16 protein-coding genes are annotated in these 19273 nt (G+C 70.6%); 3 read left to right on the top strand and 13 right to left on the bottom strand.

Annotated elements, in window-relative coordinates:
- Nucleotides 1-37 precede the first annotated feature (37 nt).
- From ACZ5PP_RS07895 to ACZ5PP_RS07865, 7 genes are all read right to left on the bottom strand, one after another.
- Nucleotides 38-961 (bottom strand): glycosyltransferase family 2 protein, encoded by a 924-nt coding sequence (locus ACZ5PP_RS07895; protein ID WP_004299580.1) that lies wholly within the window; start codon nt 959-961, stop codon nt 38-40.
- 9 nt (nt 962-970) lie between these two features.
- Nucleotides 971-1771, bottom strand: a complete 801-nt coding sequence (locus tag ACZ5PP_RS07890) for a polysaccharide deacetylase family protein (protein ID WP_464826940.1) — start codon at nt 1769-1771, stop codon at nt 971-973.
- A gap of 97 nt (nt 1772-1868) precedes the next feature.
- The gene (locus tag ACZ5PP_RS07885; protein WP_004299576.1) at nt 1869-2840 is read right to left on the bottom strand and encodes a glycosyltransferase family 2 protein; all 972 of its coding nucleotides are present in this window, start codon (nt 2838-2840) and stop codon (nt 1869-1871) included.
- Nucleotides 2841-2878: 38 nt separating this feature from the next.
- Nucleotides 2879-4735: an asparagine synthase (glutamine-hydrolyzing) gene (asnB, locus tag ACZ5PP_RS07880; protein WP_464826939.1), complete on the bottom strand. Its 1857-nt coding sequence runs from the start codon at nt 4733-4735 to the stop codon at nt 2879-2881.
- 1 nt (nt 4736) lies between these two features.
- Complete coding sequence (locus ACZ5PP_RS07875) at nt 4737-5813, bottom strand: glycosyltransferase WbsX family protein (RefSeq protein ID WP_043743754.1); 1077 nt, start codon at nt 5811-5813, stop codon at nt 4737-4739.
- Between the two features lie 2 nt (nt 5814-5815).
- Nucleotides 5816-7801, bottom strand: coding sequence for a hypothetical protein (locus tag ACZ5PP_RS07870; protein ID WP_012585875.1), 1986 nt, complete (start codon nt 7799-7801; stop codon nt 5816-5818).
- A gap of 6 nt (nt 7802-7807) precedes the next feature.
- A complete protein-coding gene (locus ACZ5PP_RS07865; protein WP_004324858.1) occupies nt 7808-9271 on the bottom strand; it encodes a lipopolysaccharide biosynthesis protein in 1464 nt (487 codons plus the stop codon).
- A gap of 292 nt (nt 9272-9563) precedes the next feature.
- Between ACZ5PP_RS07865 and ACZ5PP_RS07860 the strand changes: the two genes are divergently transcribed.
- The 3 genes from ACZ5PP_RS07860 to hflX all read left to right on the top strand — a co-directional run bounded on the left by ACZ5PP_RS07860 (nt 9564) and on the right by hflX (nt 14249).
- Nucleotides 9564-12158 (top strand): heavy metal translocating P-type ATPase, encoded by a 2595-nt coding sequence (locus ACZ5PP_RS07860; RefSeq protein WP_043743751.1) that lies wholly within the window; start codon nt 9564-9566, stop codon nt 12156-12158.
- 258 nt (nt 12159-12416) lie between these two features.
- A complete protein-coding gene (gene cueR / locus ACZ5PP_RS07855) occupies nt 12417-12815 on the top strand; it encodes a Cu(I)-responsive transcriptional regulator (RefSeq protein WP_004309288.1) in 399 nt (132 codons plus the stop codon).
- A gap of 90 nt (nt 12816-12905) precedes the next feature.
- Nucleotides 12906-14249 (top strand): GTPase HflX, encoded by a 1344-nt coding sequence (gene hflX / locus ACZ5PP_RS07850; protein ID WP_004309290.1) that lies wholly within the window; start codon nt 12906-12908, stop codon nt 14247-14249.
- 116 nt (nt 14250-14365) lie between these two features.
- On the opposite strand, the gene ACZ5PP_RS07845 is transcribed toward hflX, so the two are convergent.
- From ACZ5PP_RS07845 to ACZ5PP_RS07820, 6 genes are all read right to left on the bottom strand, one after another.
- Nucleotides 14366-15493, bottom strand: coding sequence for an aminotransferase class V-fold PLP-dependent enzyme (locus ACZ5PP_RS07845; protein ID WP_004309292.1), 1128 nt, complete (start codon nt 15491-15493; stop codon nt 14366-14368).
- 194 nt (nt 15494-15687) lie between these two features.
- Entirely contained in the window at nt 15688-16122 is a 435-nt protein-coding gene (locus ACZ5PP_RS07840) for a DUF1841 family protein (RefSeq protein WP_004309293.1), read from the bottom strand.
- A 97-nt stretch (nt 16123-16219) separates the two neighbouring features.
- Complete coding sequence (gene nth, locus ACZ5PP_RS07835) at nt 16220-16852, bottom strand: endonuclease III (RefSeq protein WP_004309297.1); 633 nt, start codon at nt 16850-16852, stop codon at nt 16220-16222.
- A 17-nt stretch (nt 16853-16869) separates the two neighbouring features.
- Complete coding sequence (locus ACZ5PP_RS07830) at nt 16870-17589, bottom strand: electron transport complex subunit E (RefSeq protein WP_012585872.1); 720 nt, start codon at nt 17587-17589, stop codon at nt 16870-16872.
- A 2-nt stretch (nt 17590-17591) separates the two neighbouring features.
- Nucleotides 17592-18260 (bottom strand): RnfABCDGE type electron transport complex subunit G, encoded by a 669-nt coding sequence (locus ACZ5PP_RS07825; RefSeq protein ID WP_004309301.1) that lies wholly within the window; start codon nt 18258-18260, stop codon nt 17592-17594.
- Nucleotides 18257-19273, bottom strand: a complete 1017-nt coding sequence (locus ACZ5PP_RS07820; RefSeq protein ID WP_004309303.1) for an RnfABCDGE type electron transport complex subunit D — start codon at nt 19271-19273, stop codon at nt 18257-18259. Before ACZ5PP_RS07820 ends, ACZ5PP_RS07825 begins: the two co-directional genes overlap by 4 nt.

The raw sequence follows: 19273 nt of genomic DNA, 5'->3' as shown, positions 1-19273 counted from the left end.
AGGTCCAATCAGAGAGACAGGGGGGCGCTGCGGCGGCTTAGCCGCGGTCGCGCATCCAGCCGAGCAGGAAACCGCAGAAGTAGGCCGCGTTCATCTCCATCCGCAGCGAATGGTCGGCGCCTGTGCGTAGCCTGAGTCCGGCGGCGCGGCCGAGGGCGCGCAGCCATTGCGCGATCAGGTAGGGGGGCGGGATGCGTCGGCCGCTGCCGCGCTTCGCCGACCCTTCGGTGCGTCCCTGGCGGAAGTGCAGGTCGAGGAAATAGCCGCGGCGCAGCTTCGGGGTCTGGATGCGGTGGTGGATGATCGCCTGCGGAACCCAGCGCACCCGGCAGCCGTGCGCCAGCAGGCGACGGTAGATCTCGGTGTCCTCGCCGCCGATGTTGGCCTTGCCCATGCGTCCGAGGCGGGCGTCGAAATCGCCGATGGTGTCGAAGACGCCGCGGCGGAAGGCGAAGTTGCCGCCGAAGATCGGCGTCCCCGGCGCATCCAGCCAGCGTGCCTCGCCGTGGTCGAGCTTGCCGAGGAAGCCGAGCAGCTCGTCCTGCAGCCAGCGCGGCCGGACGCCATCCTCGAAGAAGACCTCGATGCGGCCGCCCAGCGCGTCGGGCTCGAACGCTTCCATCGCCTGTTCATAGGCGCGCAGCCACTCGGGGTCTGGCGTCTCGTCGTCGTCCATGAACAGCAGGTACTCGCCGCGTGCCTCGCGCAGCGCGCGGTTGCGCGCGTTCGACAAGCCGAGGCGTTCTTCCCGCACCACCCGCACCGCAACCCCCGCGGGGTGCCATGCGGTGCGCGCGAGCAGCGTGGGCGTGGCGTCCGTGCAGCCGTTGTCGATCACGAGCAGCTCCCACGGCCGTCCGGGAGGATGCAGGTCGGCGAGCGTCTCGAGCGTGCGTGCGAGGCGGTCGGCGTGGTTGTGGGTGCACAGTGCGACCGTGATGAAGGGCGTGGAGCCGTCCATGATCCCGCCTCAGTGACGAATGCCGAGCCGGGCGAGGACCCGGCCGGCGTTGTAGCGCAGCGCGGCCGTCAGGCGGCCGTCGTTGCTGCCCAGGGTGATCTTGCGGCGCAGCATCGCCGGGGTGTCGGTGCCGAACACGTCGAGCCGGCGCAGGCGGAAGCGGTCGACCTCGGGACGGTTGAACCCGGGCTGCACCGAGAACGCGGCGCGGTAGCCGGCCTGCCGCGCCTGGTGCAGGACGCGTTCGTCGTAGCGCCCGTACGGGTAGGCGAGGTAGTCGACCGGCGCACCGAGCAGGGCCTCGAGGTCGTCGCGCGCACCGGCGAGCTGGGCCTGGAGCGCCGCGTCGTCGAGCGTCGGCAGGTCGGCATGGTCGCGCGTGTGGGAGTGGAAGGCGAAGCCCTGGGCGCGCAGCGTGAGGATCTGTGCGCGATCCATCAGCGGGTAGGTGTGGCCGTCCGGATTGTGCTTCTCGCACCAGGCGTCGCGCTCGCCGACGAGCGCGCTGACCAGGAAGACCGTCGCCGGCCAGCCGAGCCTGCGCAGCACCGGACCGGCGTGGTCGTGCACGCCGCGGAAGCCGTCGTCGAAGGTGAGCAGGAAGGCGCCCTCCGGCAGGGACGCTCCGCCGTCCAGCCAGGCGAAGAAGGCGTCGATGGACACCGCCTTCCAGCCGGCGCGCGCGAGCGTGTCCATGTGTGCCGCAAAGGCTTCCGGGCTCACGCAGTACTTGCGTTCCCAGTCGTTGTGTGCAGCGCCGATGCGGTGGTACATCAGGACCGGGACGCGTTGGGCGGGGGAGGTCGTCATCGTGTTCGAGCGGAGAGGAGCGATTCGGGCGGCAGGGTAGCGGGTGTGCGGGTGTTGCGGTAGACCCCATGCTGGCGGGCTGGCTGGGCCGCCGCCCTCATCCGGTGCTCCCGGCGAGTCCGACGAGGCGGCGGAAGAGCGGGGCGGGCAGCAGGGCCGGCAGGATGTACTTGAGGTCGCGCACCCCCCAGGCGCCCTCGCGCAGGGCCGCGCGCAGCAGCACCTGGGCGTCGTCGAGCTCGCGCCGCCAGTACGCGCGGTAGGCCTCGCGCAGCAGGTAGCCGTCGGTCAGCTCGGCCAGGCGGGCGGCGGGCAGGTGGGCGATGCGCTCCGGGTGCGCGGCGACGAAGTCGCGCCGCACGCGCAGGGCGTCGAGGACCTGCTTCCAGCGCGTCTTCGAGATCTGCCCGCCGCCGTGCCAGCGGTAGAAGGCCATCACCTCGGGCACGCGCACGATCTTCTGCGTGTGGGCGTAGAGGCGCAGCCACAGATCGTAGTCCATCGCCGAGAAGCAGCGCTCCGAGAAGCCGCCGACGGCGTCGATCGCAGCGCGACGCACGAGGGCGGCGTGGATCGGCCAGGGGCAGGCGCGCAGGAACTCGGCCGCGGTGTCGAGCGCCGCATAGTCGGGCGGCACATAGGGCGTGGTGCCGGGCGCACCCTCGCCGACGTTCTGCCAGCCGCAGTAGGCGATGTCCGCATCCGTGCGTTCGAGGGCGTTGGCCAGCTTGTCCAGGCAGTCGGGGCTCAGGTAGTCGTCGGCGTCGAGAAAGGCGACCAGGCCGCCGCTCGCGTGGCGCAGGCCGAGGTTGCGCGCGGGGTAAGGGCCCTTGCGGTCCTGGTGCAGCACCCGCATGCGCGGCCCGTGCGCCGCCGCCAGCGCGTGCAGGAGGTCGCGGCTCGCGTCGGTCGAGCCGTCGTCGACCACGATGAGCTCGACGTCGCCACGGGTCTGCCCCATCACGCATTCCACCGCCTCGCGCACGAAAGGCGCGGCGTTGTAGCAGGGCATCACCACGCTGATGCGTGCGCTGGTGGCGGGCGGGATCGGATCGGGCTTGGTTTCCATGGGGCGGACGATGAAGGGCGGGGTCGGGCGGAGCTGGTTCAGTTGCGGATCAGGGCCTTGCCTGCCGGGTGGCGGCTCAGCAGCGTGTAGGCCCAGCGCCGGCCATCGGACATGCGCGGGTGGCGCAGCGCGGGCAAGGACTTCCACGCATCGAGCCCCGGATGGTGGCGCAGCCAGCGCCAGGTGGGAACGACGAAACCACTCTTGGGGCGGTTCAGGATCTCGTCGGGCAGGCCGCGTGCCAGCGTCCGCGGCAGCATGCTCTTGCCCGGGCCGAGGCGTCCGCTCGCGGCGAGACCGAGCAGGGCCTCGCTGAGCAGGTGGTCCACCAGCGGCACCCGGATCTCCAGCGAGTGCGACATGCTGACCCAGTCGGTGTCGCGCAGCAGCTGGTTGCGCATGTAGCGCACCGACTCCAGGCAGGCGACCTGGCCGAAGTCGTTCAGCCCCGCAAGCGCCTCGGTGTGAGCCGCATCGTGTTCGGCGAGGGCTTGCAGGCCTTCGCAGAGGACGTCGGCATCGACCACGCCGTCCAGTTCCCAGGGCATGAACACGCCCTTGAGCAGGTGGTACGCGCCCTCCGGATCGGCGCCGCAAGCCGGGATCCCGGCCGCGTTGGGCGGCCAGCCGAGGCGGGCGCCGAGCAGGCGGTGGGCGCCGCGGTAGAGCCGGGGTGCGTGCCGCCAGGGGCTGGCGTGGGCGCGCGCGCGCAGCCGCGGATGCTCTGCGAAGGTGGCGTAGCCGCCGAGCAATTCGTCCCCTCCCAGGCCCGAGAGTGCGACCTTGAGGCCGGCCTGTTGTGCTGCGCGGCTCACGAACCAGGTGTTGATGCCGTCGATGGTCGGTTGGTCCATCGCGGCGAAGAAGCGATCGAGCTCGTCTTCCTGTTCGCCCGCAGAGAGCACGATGCAGGTGTGGTCGACGTCCAGATGGCGGGCGATCAGGCTCGCGGCCGGACATTCGTCGTGCGCCGTGCCCTGCAGGTCGTCGAACGTCAGGGTGAGCGTGCGCAGGCGGGCGGGCGAGGCTTCGCGGGCGAGGCCGACCAGGGTGGACGAATCCAGCCCTGCGGACAGGAACGCACCGACCGGAACGTCGGAGAGCAGGTGGGCGCGCACGCTCTCGAGCAGGCGTTCGCGCATGAAGGCGGCCTCCCCGCCGGCCGGGACGGCCGCCGCGGCCTGCACCGAGCGCTGCAGGGCGGCGGACAGGCTCCAGTAGCGTACCGCCGCGCCGGCGCCGGCCGCTTCGTTCACCAGCAGGGTCGAGCCTGCCGGCAGCAGGCGGATGCCGCGGTAGAGCGTGAACGGTTCCGGAACCGAGCCCCACAGCAGGAATCCGACCGCTCCCGCGGGTTCGGGGCGCGTGTCGACGCCTTCGCCGGCCAGCAGGGCGGAGACCTGGGAGGCGAAGCGCAGGGTCCTGCCGTCGTCCGCGTAATACAGCGGCTTGATGCCGTGGGGGTCGCGCGCGAGCAGCAGGCTGCGCGCCCGCGCGTCCCACAGCGCGAAGGCGAACATGCCGCGCAGGCGGCCCACCATCGCGGGACCGTGACGGCGATACAGGTGCAGCAGCACCTCGGTGTCGGAATGGGAGCGGAACTCGACGCCGGCGCGCTCGAGATCGCCGCGCAGCTCGGGGTAGTTGTAGATCTCGCCGTTGAAGCTGACCACCAGCGTGCCGTCCGCCGAGTGCATCGGCTGGGCGCCCGCCGCGCTGAGATCGAGGATGGCGAGGCGCCGGTGGCCGAGGCCGATCCGCCCGTCGTCGCCGGTCCACACGCCGGCACCGTCGGGGCCGCGCTCGATCATGGTGTCGCGCACCCGCAGCAGTTCGGCGCGGTCCACTGCGTTAGCAGCGGGGGCGTAGGCGAAGATCCCGTTGATGCCGCACACTTCAGCGCGTCTCCTGCAGGACCTCGCGCACCGCGCGCAGGTAGCCGTGGCCGAAGCGCTGGTCGGGTTCGAGGTAGTTGCCCTCGGCCCACTCGTTCCAGGCCTTGATGAAGACGATGCGCTGCTCGGCCGGGTAGCCCTGCACCAGGTCGACGCCGCGGCGCAGCACGGTCTTGAAGAGCTCCGGGGTCGAGCCGTGCAGCACCAGTCCGTTGAGACCCGAGCGCGGGGTGTTGTCCCAGTTCGGGAGCACCGTGGGGTACTCGGTGAATTGCGGCGGGCTGGCGCGGGTCAGACCGCTCATGATGCGGGCGTAGTCCAGCACGGTCAGCTTGTATTTTCCCTTCGCCATGCGCATGCGCGCCTTCAAGGCCGGGTAGCGCCACGGGATGTGGCCGCTCTTGGGCGGCAGCGGCTGCCAGGTGGCGGCGTCCATGCCGAAGTCGGCCGGATCGACCGCAGCGCCGAGGTAATTCACCGCGACCAGGTGCAGCCCCGGCAGCCCCGCCTGCGCAGCGAGCTCGCGCCAGTAGTCCATCACCCGCGCCACGTCGGGAATGTCGGGCGGGTTGTAGATCAGGAACATCGGCTTGCCGTCGACGCGGATGTAGCGCGGATCGTGGAATGCGGCGAGCAGCCATTCGAGGTGGCGGCGGTGGTCGTCCATGCCCGGGTAGGTCTGCTCGATCAGCATGCGATCGGCCACGCCCTGCCAGATGTTGCTCCAGCTGTGGTTGGCCCAGCACAGGCAGAACGGCAGGTCGGGCTCGCCGCTGGCGAGGATCTCGTTGACCGGGCGCTCGAGGATGCGCCGTCCGCCGAACCAGTAGTGGTAGTAGCAGAAGCCCTCGATGCCGTATGCGCGGGCGAGCTCGGCCTGCGCGTGGCGGGCCTCGGGCAGGCGCAGGTCGTAGTAACCCAGGTCGGCCGGCAGGTGCGGCTGATAGTGGCCCGGGTAGAGGGGCTTCGCCCGGGTGGTGTTGGTCCACTCGGTGAAGCCCTTGCCCCACCACTCGTCGTTCTCGGGGGTGGGGTGGTATTGGGGCAGGTGGAAGGCGATCGCGCGGGCGTTGCTCATCGTTACCGGGGCCGTGCAGGCAGGAATGCGTGAGAGGAGGAGGCCGGGCCGGGCTCTGCGTCGGACGGGCCGGGCTGCAACAGGATCCAGCCGCGCGCCGGCACGCTCCGCGTAGCGTCCATCCACCCGGGGTGGGCGGCTGTGAGCGGCGGCTCGAAGGCAAGCGGCAGGTCCGTCGTGGCGGTGTTGACCACGAGGAGGCAGGGGGTCTTGCGCGCGCCCAGGTTGATCACCCTGAGGCGTGCATCCGCGGCAGACGGCGTGGGCGCGGCCGATTGTGCGGGCACGATCTCGCCGTTGGCGCCGAGCAGCGAGGGCGGCAGGCCGAGACCGGCATCGTGCAGGTCGAGCACCGCGGTCGCCAGCAGCTCGCGGTCGCGCTGCGCGCGCGTGCGCAGGCAGCGGCGGTACAAGCCCTCGGCCCAGAATGCGAGCGAGTCCCGGCTGGCCGCGGTCTCCTTCCAGAGTCGGGTGACGCGGCTATTTACGCCGAAGTCGACCAGGCCGTCGCTGATGGACGTCCACCGAGGGTCTTTCGGGTCGACGGCGCCGCACGCGAGCAGGCGTTCGAAATCCATCAGGTGCACCCCGTGGTAGCGGTGCACGAAATCGGCTTGGCCGAGGCTGCGTTCGATGTAGCCGGCGGGCATCAGCAGGCGTGGAAAGCGTCGGCGGATCAGGTGCCAGCGCGGAATCAGGTATTTCCAGCCGAGCCGCTTCAAGGCGCGGCGCGCGAACGGCAGTTGTTCCTGCTCCGCCTTCGGCAGCAAGGAGAGGGCGATCACCGCGAGCAGCGGGCGGAACAGCCAGTCGGCCGGACGCGCGGACATCACCGTGCGCAGGCAGGCCTCGGCGGAGCGCAGCAGTCCGTCGTGGGTGTCGTCGCCGCACACCGCGCGCTCGCGGGCGAGTGCCAGCATGCAGTCGAGGTGGGTGTTGAGGATGAGGAGGTTCGTCGGCGACTTGCCCAGCCAGCGTCCGCGTTCCCACGCCAGCGGGTAGTGGCGCATGCCTTCCTCGGAGCGCTCCAGCGAATCGTGCAGGAACCAGGCCCCGGCATCGGTGTGGTCGACCTGCTCGGCGAGATAGCGCGCGATCCGGCGAAGCGCGCCCTCCAGGGCCGGCTCGGGCGCGGCGGCGAACTCGGTGGCCAGCAACTGCATCGCGCCATTGATGAGGCGGTTGTGGCTCTCGTACTCGTCGGTCCATTCGCCGTGCCGGAAACCGCCGTCGGCGTCCTGGCGGCAGAGGACGGCCAGCACGATCTGGCGGCGCAACAGGCGGTAGACGCGCTTGCCGGTGCTGTGGCCGAGGGCGCTGGCGACCATGTGCAGGGCGAGCGCGTCGAGCTCGTCGCAGATCTTCAGCTTCTTGGGCCAGGCCCAGCAGGCGCCGTAGACCTGGCCGTGCACGATGTGCGTGTAGAAATCCGCCGCGCATCGCGTCGCGGTATGGGAGGCGTATGCGAAGAAAGCTTGGGACTCGAGTGCGCTTGCCGTCATCAGCTCGTCTGCGGCGCGGCTCCCGTCCGTGCCCGACGCCTCGGACTCCAGCCGCCAGACGACACAATCGAGCACCTGGTCGGGTGCGAGCTCGAACGTGGCCGCCACCTCGCCGCCGCCGATCTCCATGTTCGCCAGCGTTGCCGGTGATTCCGCGCGGATGCGGCCGACGGCATCCAGGGTCCGGCATACCGGCAGGCGCGGCACCCAGAAGACGGCCTCGCCAGGTGTCGTCGGCTCGAACATCCAGCCGCCGATGGCGCAGCGTTTCAACAAGTGGTTGCCGGCGAGCCGCAGGCGGACCGATTCCGCGGTGGCGGTCCGCTGGACGCGCAGGAAGAGCGCGCTCGCGGCCTCGTCGGCGAAATCGTCGCGCACGATGTCGACGCCGTCATGCGACCCGAGGCGCCGCTGCGCGCCCCGCAACTGCATGGCGATGCCGCCGTCGGCGGCCGAAAAGTGCTCCAGGAGGTCGAGGTGCTTCATGGTTCGTCAGCGGGCGAGCCGGAGCGTACGGCGCCAGCGCAGGCTCTCGTCCGCGAGTGTGGCGAGCGGAAGGAAAAGGAAGGCGGCGGCGTAGGCGATCGCGGCGCACCCGCCCGTGACCAGCATGTACAGGGCGGGACGGATTTCACGCCAGTCCGCCGGGAGTGCCGCATCGGCGAGTGCCAGCACCGCCAGCAGGATGAGGTTGAGGCCGAGGCCGGGCGCGAGCGCGCGCCACAGGTCGCCGAGACGGCTCGGGAAGCAGCGCGTCGCGAGGTAGTACATCACCGGGGTGGAGAAGGCGATGCCGGCGAAGACGCCCCATGCGGCTCCGCTGATGCCCGAGTGCTTCAGGCCGTAGTAGCACGCGACGGATACCAGCACGCCCTGCGCGATGTGAATCCACACTTCGCGGCCGAGGCGGTTCATCGCCGCGAGTACCGCGCCGCAGGGGTGGCCGATGCAGATCAGCAGGCCGGCGAGCGAGACGATGCGCAGCGGATCGGCGGACGGAACCCATTTCGCGCCATAGACGAAGAGCATGAAGGGCTCCGCCATCCACGCCAGGCCGATATAGATCGGCAGCGTGTAGACGACCATCAGGCCGATCATGCGATAGAAGAGATACTTGACCTCGTCGGGGCGGTCCTGCGCCTTCGCCATCGCGCGGAAGACCGCGTCGTAGACCGCAGCGCTCACGGTCGAGAAGGGCAGCCAGGCAAGGCTCTCGCCCTTGTTGAAGAGACCGACCGCCGAGGGCCCCGCAACCCGGCTGATGATTGCGTTGCTGGCCTGCTTGGTGAAATAGGCGGCGAGGTCGTTGAGCGAAACCTTGACCCCGTAGGCGCCGAAGCGTCGTGCCACCTCGAGGTCCAGGCACAGCTGCGGGCGGCGGTCGCTCACGCGGTCGAGCATGGCGAGGGTGATCAGGCTGCCCAGGATGCCCGACAGGATCAGGCTCCACGGGCCGGCGCCCACCACCGCGAGCGCGATGCTGGCGAGGCCGGTGAGGACCGCTACGGCGAGCCCGATCACGGAGCGCTCCTTGAAGCGCATGTCGCGGTGCAGCGCACTCGCACGCGTGTTCACGAAGGGGCGCAGGAGGAAGCTGATCGCCGAGACGCGGACGAGGTCGGCGTAGAGCGCATCGCCGAAGGTGTGCGCGAACCAGGGCGCAGCGACGTAGAAGCCGGCGAAGATCAGGAGGCCGATCAGCAACTGCGCCGTGAACACCACGTCGAAATCGCGCGCTTGCGCGTCTTTGGACTGCACCAGCGCCTGCCCCATGCCGCCGCCGCTGATCAGGCCGACGAAACCCGTGAAGATCTGGATGGTGACGATGAAGCCGAAATCCTCCGGGACGAGCAGGCGCGCGAGCACGATGCCGAAGGCGAACTGAAGCACCTGACCGCCGAGGCTGCCGGTGACGAGCCACTTGATGCCGCTGCGAATCGAGTTCGATGTACTCATCTGGATGGGAACGAGGCCTAAGCGGGCGGAATGTTGCCCCGCATTGTGCCCGGGAAGGCGTGAACAAGCCGTGAATTATGGCCTCTACACGCGCCGGGACGCATGCGAAGCGGGGTGCGCGGGGTCGATTGCGACTTCGCTCGGGCTCCGCACCTGCGGCGCCGGCCGAGGTGGCGCAGGCTTTCACGGGCACGAGCCCGCTTGGCGTGGCGACCGCGGAGGTCGGGTTGACCTTCCCACGTTGGCAAGGTCTACAGTGCGGACTATCCCGGTTCCGTACTGGATGGACACCATGAACACCCCCCGGACTGTCTCGCCCGCCGCTGCGGTGCGCACCCTCGCCATCGCCGGCATGAACTGCGCCTCCTGTGTCGCCCACGTCGAGAAGGCCTTGCTGAAGGTCGAGGGCGTGCAGGCCGCCAGCGTCAACCTGGCCACCGAGACCGCCACCGTGACGGCTCCGGCGGCGGTGCCGCTGTCGGCGCTGATCGCCGCGGTCGATAAGGCCGGCTACGAGGTGCGGCGCGACACCCTCGAGCTCGACATCGAGGGCATGAGCTGCGCGGCCTGCGTGGGCCGCGTCGAGAAGGTGCTGCAGCGCGTGCCCGGGGTGGTGACGGCCAATGTGAACCTGGCCGCGCGCCGCGCCCACGTCGAGCTCGCCGGCGGCGTGCCGACCGCGGCCCTGGTGGAGGCAGTGCAGAAGGCGGGCTTCGGCGCGCGTCCGGCGGCGGAGGTGGGCGAGGGGGTGCGCGAGGCCGACGCCGCGGCCGAGGAGGCGGCGCTGCGACGTGCGGTGTGGATCGCGCTCGCGCTCACCCTGCCGGTGTTCGTGCTCGAGATGGGCGCGCACCTGATCCCCGGCATGCACGACTGGGTCATGGCCACGATCGGCCACCGCGAGAGCTGGCTGCTGCAGTTCGTACTGACCAGCGCGGTGATGTTCGGGCCCGGGCTGCGCTTCTTCCGCAAGGGCGTGCCCGCGCTGCTGCGCGGCGCGCCGGACATGAACGCGCTGGTGGCGGTGGGCACCTCGGCGGCCTGGGGCTACTCGGTGGTGGCCTTGTTCGCGCCCGCGCTGCTGCCGGCGGGTACGGTCAATGTGTATTTCGAGGCCGCGGCGGTGATCATCACCCTGATCCTGCTCGGGCGCCTGCTCGAGGCGCGCGCGCGCGGCCGCACCAGCGACGCGATCCGCCGCCTGATGCGCATCCAGCCGCGCACCGCGCGCGTGCGGCGCGACGCCGGGGTGGTGGAGCTGCCGATCGCCGAGGTCGCGGTGGGCGACGTGGTGGAGGTGCGCCCGGGCGAGAAGGTGGCGGTCGATGGCGAGGTGGTCGAGGGTGCGTCCTTCGTGGACGAGTCGATGATCACCGGCGAGCCGGTGCCGGTGGAGAAGGGCGCCGGTGCGACCGTGGTCGGCGGCACGCTCAACACCCGCGGCGCCTTCGCCTTCCGCGCCACCCGGGTGGGGGCGGACACCGTGCTCGCGCAGATCATCCGCATGGTCGAGGCGGCGCAGGGCGCCAAGTTGCCGATCCAGGCCCTGGTCGACAAGGTGACGATGGTGTTCGTGCCGGTGGTGATGGGGGTGGCGGCGCTCACCTTCCTCGCCTGGCTGTTGTTCGGGGCCGCCTGGCTTCCGGCGGATGTGCCGGTGCTCACCTTCGCGCTGGTGAATGCGGTGGCGGTGCTGATCGTCGCCTGCCCGTGCGCGATGGGGCTGGCGACGCCGACCTCGATCATGGTCGCCACCGGGCGCGCGGCGCAGATGGGCGTGCTGTTCCGCAAGGGCGACGCGCTGCAGCTGCTGCGAGACGCGGCCGTGGTGGCGCTGGACAAGACTGGCACGCTCACCGTCGGCAAGCCGCAGCTCACCGACCTGGTGGTTGCCGAGGGCTTTGCGCGTGCCGACGTGCTCGCATGCGTGGCGGCGGTCGAGCGTGCCTCGGAGCATCCGATCGCCGAGGCCATCGTCGTCGCGGCGCGTGCGGAAGGGCTGGATATCGCCGCCGCGGAGGGCTTCGGGGCCGAGCCCGGCTACGGTGTGCGCGCACGGGTGGGCGGGCAGCGCGTCGAGGTCGGCGCCGACCGCCTGATGCGCCGGCTGGGGCTGGAGCCGGACGTGTTCGCCGCCACCGCGGCTCGCCTCGCCGACGAGGGCAAGTCGCCGCTCTATGCCGCGATCGACGGCCGCCTCGCCGCCATCCTTGCAGTGGCCGACCCGCTCAAGCCGAGCTCGGTCGCGGCGGTGAGGGCGCTCCACGTCATGGGGCTGAAGGTCGCGATGATCACCGGCGACAACGCGCGCACTGCGCGCGCGATCGCCCGCCAGGCGGGGATCGACGAGGTTGTCGCGGAGGTGCTGCCCGACGGCAAGGTGGCTGCGCTGCGCAGGCTGGCGGAGGGAGACGGCCGCGGTGAAGCCTCGACCGCAGCGGCGGGCGCAGGCCCGGTCGAGCCGATGTCCGGCGCTGGCGGTTCGACGGAGGTGGGCGCCCGGCGCCGCGTCGCCTTCGTCGGCGACGGCATCAACGACGCGCCCGCGCTCGCCGAGGCCGACGTCGGCATCGCGATCGGCACCGGCACCGACGTGGCGATCGAGAGCGCCGACGTGGTGCTGATGTCGGGCGACCTGACGGGCGTGCCGCGCGCGATCGCGCTGTCGCGCGCGACCATGCGCAACATCGGCCAGAACCTGTTCTGGGCCTTCGCCTACAACAGCGCGCTGATCCCGCTCGCCGCGGGGGTGTTCTACCCGGCCTTCGGCGCGCTGCTGTCGCCGGTGTTCGCCGCGGCGGCGATGTCGATGTCGAGCGTGTTCGTGCTCGGCAACGCCCTGCGCCTGCGCCGCTTCGCCGCCGACGCGCCGCAGACGGCCGGGTGAGTGCAGGCCACGGGCCGCGGCGAGCCGCGCATCAAGCTGCGTGCGGGAAGTCGCAGTGCTTTGGATGCACGGTGGTTTGTGTAGGAGCGACGCGAGTCGCGATCCGGCGCTCCTCTCCGCGCCGCGGTGTTTCCGCCGCTGCAATCGCGACTTGCGTCGCTCCTACGCGGCATGCGCAGGGCGTCGGTGCATCGCATGGCCGGGCACTCCGCTTGGATGCCGGCGACTGGGAGGCGCGAGCGGCACATGGAGAACAGCATGAATATCGGCAAGGCGGCCGCCGCCTCCGGCGTGTCGGCGAAGATGATCCGCTACTACGAGTCGATCGGCCTGGTGGCGGCGGCGCGGCGGACCGACGTGGGCTACCGCGCTTACACCGGCGAGGACGTTCACGTGCTGCGCTTCATCCGCCGCGCGCGCGACCTGGGCTTCTCGCTGGCGGATATCGGCGACCTGCTCGCGCTGTGGCGCGACCAGGGGCGGGCGAGCGCGGACGTCAAGCGCATCGCGCTCGGGCACGTCGCCGCGCTCGAACGCAAGATCGCCGAGCTGCAGGGGATGGTGGATACGCTGCGCACCCTTGCGGCGCATTGCCATGGTGACGCACGCCCGGATTGCCCCATCCTCACCGACCTGGATGCGGGCGGCGGGCGCTGAGCGGCGGCGGGGATGGGGCGGCGATCGTCGCAGGGCAGTGGCGCGGCGGGTTACCATCGCACCCCTCATCCCTCGATAGAAGCGCCCTGAATGCAAACAGACCTCGCCGACGAACCCCGGAAGGCCATCGTCGCCTCGGTGCAACGCCCCAACGTCAGCGATGCCGAGTTCGAAGCTTCGCTCGCCGAGTTGCGCGAACTGGCGAAAACCCTCGGCTACCGGGTGGTCCACACCTTCACCCAGAAGCGTGCGGGTTTCGACACCACCGGCTATCTGGGGGTCGGCAAGCGTCAGGAGGTCCGCGAGTTCGTGGCCGCGCAGGCCGGCTTCGACGCGGCGCCGACGGACACCGTGCCGCGCACCGGCGCGATCGAGGCCCTGCTGGTCGACCACGAGATCTCGCCCTCGCAGGCGCGCAACCTCGAGCTCGAGACCGGCTGCGAGGTGATGGACCGGACCATGGTCATCCTCGAGATCTTCCACCGCAACGCGCGCTCGCGCGCGGCCAAGGCGCAGGTGGAGATCGCCCGCCTGGGCTACATGGCGCCGCGCCTGCGCGAAGCCGCCAAGCTCGCCGGGCCGCAGGGACGGCAGCGCAGCGGCGTGGGCGGTCGCGGTGCGGGCGAGTCGCATACCGAGCTCGATCGCCGCAAGATTCGCGACCGCATCGCCGAGCTGCAACTGGAGATCGTCGCGATGGAGGCCGAGCGCAAGACCCAGCGCGCGCGCCGCCAGGGTCGCCAGAGCCCGGCCAGCGTGGCGCTGGTCGGCTACACCAATGCGGGCAAATCCACGCTGATGCGCGCGCTCACGGGCAGCGAGGTGCTGGTCGCCAACAAGCTCTTCGCCACGCTCGACACCACCGTGCGCACGCTCTACCCCGAGAGCGTGCCGCGCGTGCTGGTCAGCGACACCGTCGGCTTCATCAAGAACCTGCCGCACGGCCTGGTGGCCTCGTTCAAGTCCACCCTGGACGAAGCGCTGGACGCCGGCCTGCTGCTGCACGTCATCGACGCCAGCGATCCCGGCTTCGAGCGCCAGCTCGAGGTCACCGACAGCGTCCTGCAGGAAATCGGCGCCGACGAGCTGCCGCGCATCCGTGTCTTCAACAAGATCGACCATGTCGGCGACGCTGCGGCGCAGGCCGAATGCGAGGCCGCGCTGCGCGCGAAATACCCCGGCTGCATCGTCATGAGCGCGCGCCGGCCGGATGAGGTGGCCAGGCTGCGGCAGACGATCGTGGCGTTCTTCCAGCAGGATCTGGTCGAGGCGGAGCTGCTCTTGCCGTGGTCGGCGCAGCAGCTGCGCAAGGAGATCTACGCCAACTGCGAGGTGCTGGAGGAAAGGGCGGAGGATGAAGGGGCGGTCTTCAGGCTGCGCGGCGAGCCCGACACCGTCGAACGACTGCGCGCGCAATGTGCCCTGACACGCTGACGCGCAAACGCCACCGCAAGGGTGGCGTTTGCCGGTGAGCTGATGCGCCCGGACTGGCGCGCATGCGGCGTCGGGTCTCGGGCGAGTGGCCCCCCGGTCGGGTGGGGCGAGCCCGATCAGCCGACCTGATCGAGCGCCTTCTCCAGCGTGGCGACGGTGCGCGCGACGTTGTGCAGCTTGTCGAGCCCGAACAGGCCGACGCGGAAGCTCTTGTAGTCGGGACGCTCGTCGCAGGCGAGCGGCACGCCGGCGGCGACCTGCAGGCCGGCGGCGGCGAACTTGGCGCCGGTCTTGATGCCGTCGTCGGTGGTGAAGCTCACCACCACGCCCGGGGCCTGGAAGCCCGCGGCGGCCACGCTCGGGAAGCCGCGCGCCTCGAGCAGCGCACGCACGCCAGCGCCGAGTTCCACCTGCTCGGCCTTGACCTTGTCGAAGCCGTAGGCCTCGGTCTCGCGCATCACGTTGCGCAGCGTGACCAGGCCGTCGGTGGGCATGGTGGCGTGGTAGGCGTGGGCGCCGCCCTCGTAGGCTTCCATGATCTGCAGCCACTTCTTGAGGTCGCAGGCGAAGCTGGTGCTGGTGGTGCCCTCGATGCGCTCGCGCGCGGCGGCGCTCAGCATGACCATCGCGCAGCACGGCGAGGCGCTCCAGCCCTTCTGCGGCGCGCTCACCAGCACGTCGACGCCGGTGGCGTCCATGTCCACCCAGATCGTGCCCGAGGCGATGCAGTCGAGCACGAAGAGGCCGCCGACCGCGTGGGTGGCGTCGGCCACCGCGCGCAGGTAGTCGTCGGGAAGCATCATGCCGGCCGAGGTCTCGACGTGCGGGGCGAACACCACGTCGGGGCGGTGCTGGCGGATCGCCGCAACGACCTCGTCGATCGGCGCCGGGACGAAGGGCGCCTGCGCCTCGTCGCGCACCTGGCGGGCCTTGAGCACCACGGATTCGGCGGGGATGTCGCCCATCTCGAAGATCTGCGTCCACCGGTAGCTGAACCAGCCGTTGCGGATCACCAGGGTCTTCCGGCCGGTGGCGAACTGGCGCGCGACCGCTTCCATGCCGAAGGTGCCGCTGCCGGGGACGATGGCGACGGCGTGGGCGTGGTAGACCTTCTTCAGCGTCGCCGAGAGCTCGCGCATGACGCCCTGGAAGGCCTGCGACATGTGGTTGAGCGAGCGGTCGGTATAGACCACCGAGTATTCGAGCAGGCCATCGGGATCGACGTGGGTGAGCAGACCGGGCATGGAGACCTCCTGGGGAGCGGGGATTCTTCGAGGAAGAAGGGGGGCGGGAATGAGGTGGGCGGGGCGTGGGCCGGGATCGGCCCCGGGCCTCGTCGAGGCGGGCCCGATCCATTCGTCCGAAAGCGATCATTCTAGCGCCTCGCCCGCGTGCAGGGCGAGGCGCGGAGGGCGAACGGCGTCCGATCGGGCTGCGTTCAGAGCGCCAGCCCGGCGCGCTTGCGCAGCGCGCCGACGTAGGCCGCGCCGTCGGGCGGGGTGCCCTTGCGCTGGGCGTCGAAGAGCATCTCGCCGAGGCACTCGAGCGCGTCGTGCATGGCGTCGTGACGGTCGCCGCGGTGCTGGCAGGCGGCCTCGAAGGCGGCGCGGATGCCGGGCGGCTGGTCGATCGAAAGCTGCTCCTCGATGGCCAGGTGCAGCGACAGGTGCAGGAAGGGGTTGATCTGCCCGGCCTCGGGCGGAAAGTCGCGGTGCACCGCCTCCGGGTCCTCGACCACGGCGTGGTACTCGGGGTGGAGCGCGATGATGTCGGCGGCGATGGTCTCCATCGGCGTCAGCACTTCCTTGGCGCGCGCCTTGCGCCAGGTGTCGATGAAGAAGCTGCGCACCTGGTCGCGGCTGGGGTTGAACATGTCGGGTCCTCGGTTCTCTTGCGCACTCGGGCGCGGGGTGTTCGGGCGCGGGTGCGGTGCGGGCGCAGCGCGCGCCGGCGGGCGTCCGCGTCGGGTTTCAGTCGGTCTTGTCGCGGCACAGGCACAGGTCGCGCACGCCGCACTCGCCGCACTTGGGCTTGCGCGCGGTGCACACGTAGCGGCCATGCAGGATCAGCCAGTGGTGGGCGTCGAGCAGGTAGTCCTTCGGCACGCGCCGCAGCAGCGCCTTCTCGACCTCCAGCACATCCTTGCCCGGGGCCAGCCCGGTGCGGTTGGCGAGGCGAAAGATGTGGGTGTCGACCGCCATCGCCGGCTGGCGGAAGACGGTGTTGAGCACCACGTTGGCGGTCTTGCGGCCGACGCCGGGCAGGGCTTCGAGCGCCTCGCGCACCGCCGGCACCTCGCCGCCGTGGCGTTCGAGCAGCAGGCGCGACAGCGCGAGGGTGTTCTTCGCCTTGTTGCGGAACAGGCCGATGCTCTTGATGCACTCGGCGATGCCTTCCTCGCCGAGCGAGACCATGGCCTCGGGCGTGGGGGCGAGCGCGAACAGCTTGCGCGTGGCCAGATTGACGCTGCGATCGGTGGCCTGGGCGGACAGCACCACCGCGACCAGCAACTGATAGGGCGACGCGTACTCGAGTTCGGTCTGCGGGTGCGGTTCGGCCTCGTGCAGGCGGCGGAAAAACTCGCGGATCGCCTCGCGCTTCATCGCTGCCATGCGCGTCCTCAGCCCGCGGCGGCCGGCTCGGCAGCGTCTTCTTTCGGCTCGGCTGTCTGTGTCGGCGCGGGTGGCGGATTGCGCCGCGCGCGCGCCGCCAGGCGCACGTTGATGGCGTTGAATGCGGCGATCAGCACGCCGAGCGCGAAGAATGCGCCGGGCGGCAGGATGGCGATCAGGAAACCGGGGTAGCCGTCGCCGAACACGTTCCACGCCGAGGCGCCGGGGAGGATCATCTCGATGCCCGAGAACAGCGTGCCGGCGCCGAGCAGCTCGCGCATGCCGCCGAGCACCGCGAGCACCCACACCAGGCCGATGCCCATCATGATGCCGTCCACCGTCGAGGTGAGCGGGTCGTTCTTGGCCGCATAGGCCTCGACGCGCGCGAGCACGATGCAGTTGGTGACGATCAGCGGGATGAAGATGCCGAGCACCAGGTAGAGGTCGTGGAAGAAGGCGTTGAAGGAGAGATCCACCACGGTGACCAGCGCGGCGATGATCAGGACGAAGACCGGGATGCGGATCTCGTAGGGGATGAAGTTGCGCAGCGCCGACACGGCGAGGTTGGACATCGCCATCACGAGGATGGTGGCCAGCCCGAGGCTGACCGCATTGACCATGCTGGTGCTGATCGCGAGGATCGGGCACAGGCCGAGCAGCTGCGCCAGGCCGGTGTTCTGCTTCCACAGGCCGTTCCAGGCGATCTCGCGGAATTGTTGCGGGCTCATGCTCATTCTCCCAGCACGCCGCCGGAGGGGGCGGCGAAGAGCGCGTCCATGCGTTCGACCACGAACGCCGTGCTGCGTCCGGCCGCGCGCACCACGGCGCGGGCGCTGATGGTGGCGCCGGTGCGGTAGCCGAAGGTGCCGCCGTCCTTGCGCACGGTCCATGCGGCGGTGTTCACGTCCTTCCAGGTGGCGATCGCGAACTGGCCGATCCAGGGCATGTCCTTGCGGCGGTCCTTCTTCGGGTCGATGTAGTCGCCCAGGCCCGGGGTTTCCTTGTGCTGGGTGACGCGCACGCCCGACAGCAGGCCGTTGGTATTGACCGCCACCAGCAGCGCGATGCGTCCGGAGTAGCCGTCGGTGGCCGCGCCCTCGGCGATCAGCGCCACCGGCTCGCCACCCTTGCGCGCGCGCCACACCCGCCCGCCTTCGTCCATGCCGATCTGCGGCGCCGGACCGAAGCGCACCACGTCGGCGAGCAGGTCGTTGTCGTAGCTGCCGGGCGGCAGCACCTCGTCGATCAGGCGGCGCTGGGCATCCTGTGCCGAGGCCTCGATCGCGGGCTGGGTGACACGGTGGGTGGCGGCCATCAAGGCGGTGAACACCAGCGTGAACACCACCATGATCGCCCCGGTGCGCAGGGCGGTGCGGGTCGCGGAATAGCGCGCGCTCATTTGCCGCCTCCCTTCGCGTCCTTGTGGTGACCGAAGACGGGCGGCTGGGTCTTCATGTCGAGCAGGGGTACGCACATGTTCATCAGCAGCACCCCGAAGGCGATGCCCTCCGGGTAGGCGCCGAAGTTGCGGATCAGCCAGGCGATCAACGCGATGCCGCCGGCGAAGAGCAGCTTGCCGCGCGGGGTGGTCGCACCCGAGACCGGGTCGGTGACGATGAAGAAGGCCGCCAGCATCGCGCCGCCGCTGGCGAGATGGAACAGCGGCGAGGCGAAGCGGCCCGGATCGAGCAGCCAGAACAGGGTCGAGATGCCGGCGAGCACGCCGATGAAGGCGAGCGGCATGTGCCAGGTGATGATGCGCTTGGCGAGCAGGAAGAGGCCGCCGGCGACATAGCCGACCGAGATCCACTCCCAGCCGCGCCCGCCGAGCGCGCCGAAGGCCGAGCCCTGCAGCACCGCATCGACGGTCTGGGTTCCCGAGCGCAGCCCGGTGCGCAGGGCGTCGAGCGCGGTGGCGCCGGTGATGCCGTCGATGTCGCGCGCTCCGCCGAGAATCAGCGCAAGCTGGGTGTCGAAGGACAGCTGGCCGGCCGGCGGCCACTGCGACATCAGCGCCGGGAAGGCGACGATCATCGAGCAGTAGGCGATCATCGCCGGGTTGAACGGGTTCTGGCCGAGGCCGCCATAGAGGTGCTTGACGGCCACGATCGCCACCAGGGCGCCGCACACCGTGAGCCACCACGGCACGATCGGCGGGAAGCACAAGGTGACCAGCCAGGCGGTGACGACGGCCGAGAGGTCGCCCACCGCGATCGCCACCGGGCGCTTGCGCAGATGCAGCATCAGCGCCTCTGCGCCCACCGCCGTGATCGTGGAGATCGCCAGGTTCACCAGCACGCCGGGGCCGATGAGCAGTGCGTGGGCGACGATTCCGGGGATCAGCGCGAGGAGCACGAGGCCCATCGTGCGCTGCACGCTGACCGCCTTGCGGACGTAGGGAGAGTGGATCAT

This window comes from Thauera sp. DNT-1, from assembly GCF_055393985.1.
The sequence above is the reverse complement of the archived record's forward strand: the minus strand, read 5'-3'. Positions and strand labels throughout refer to the sequence as shown.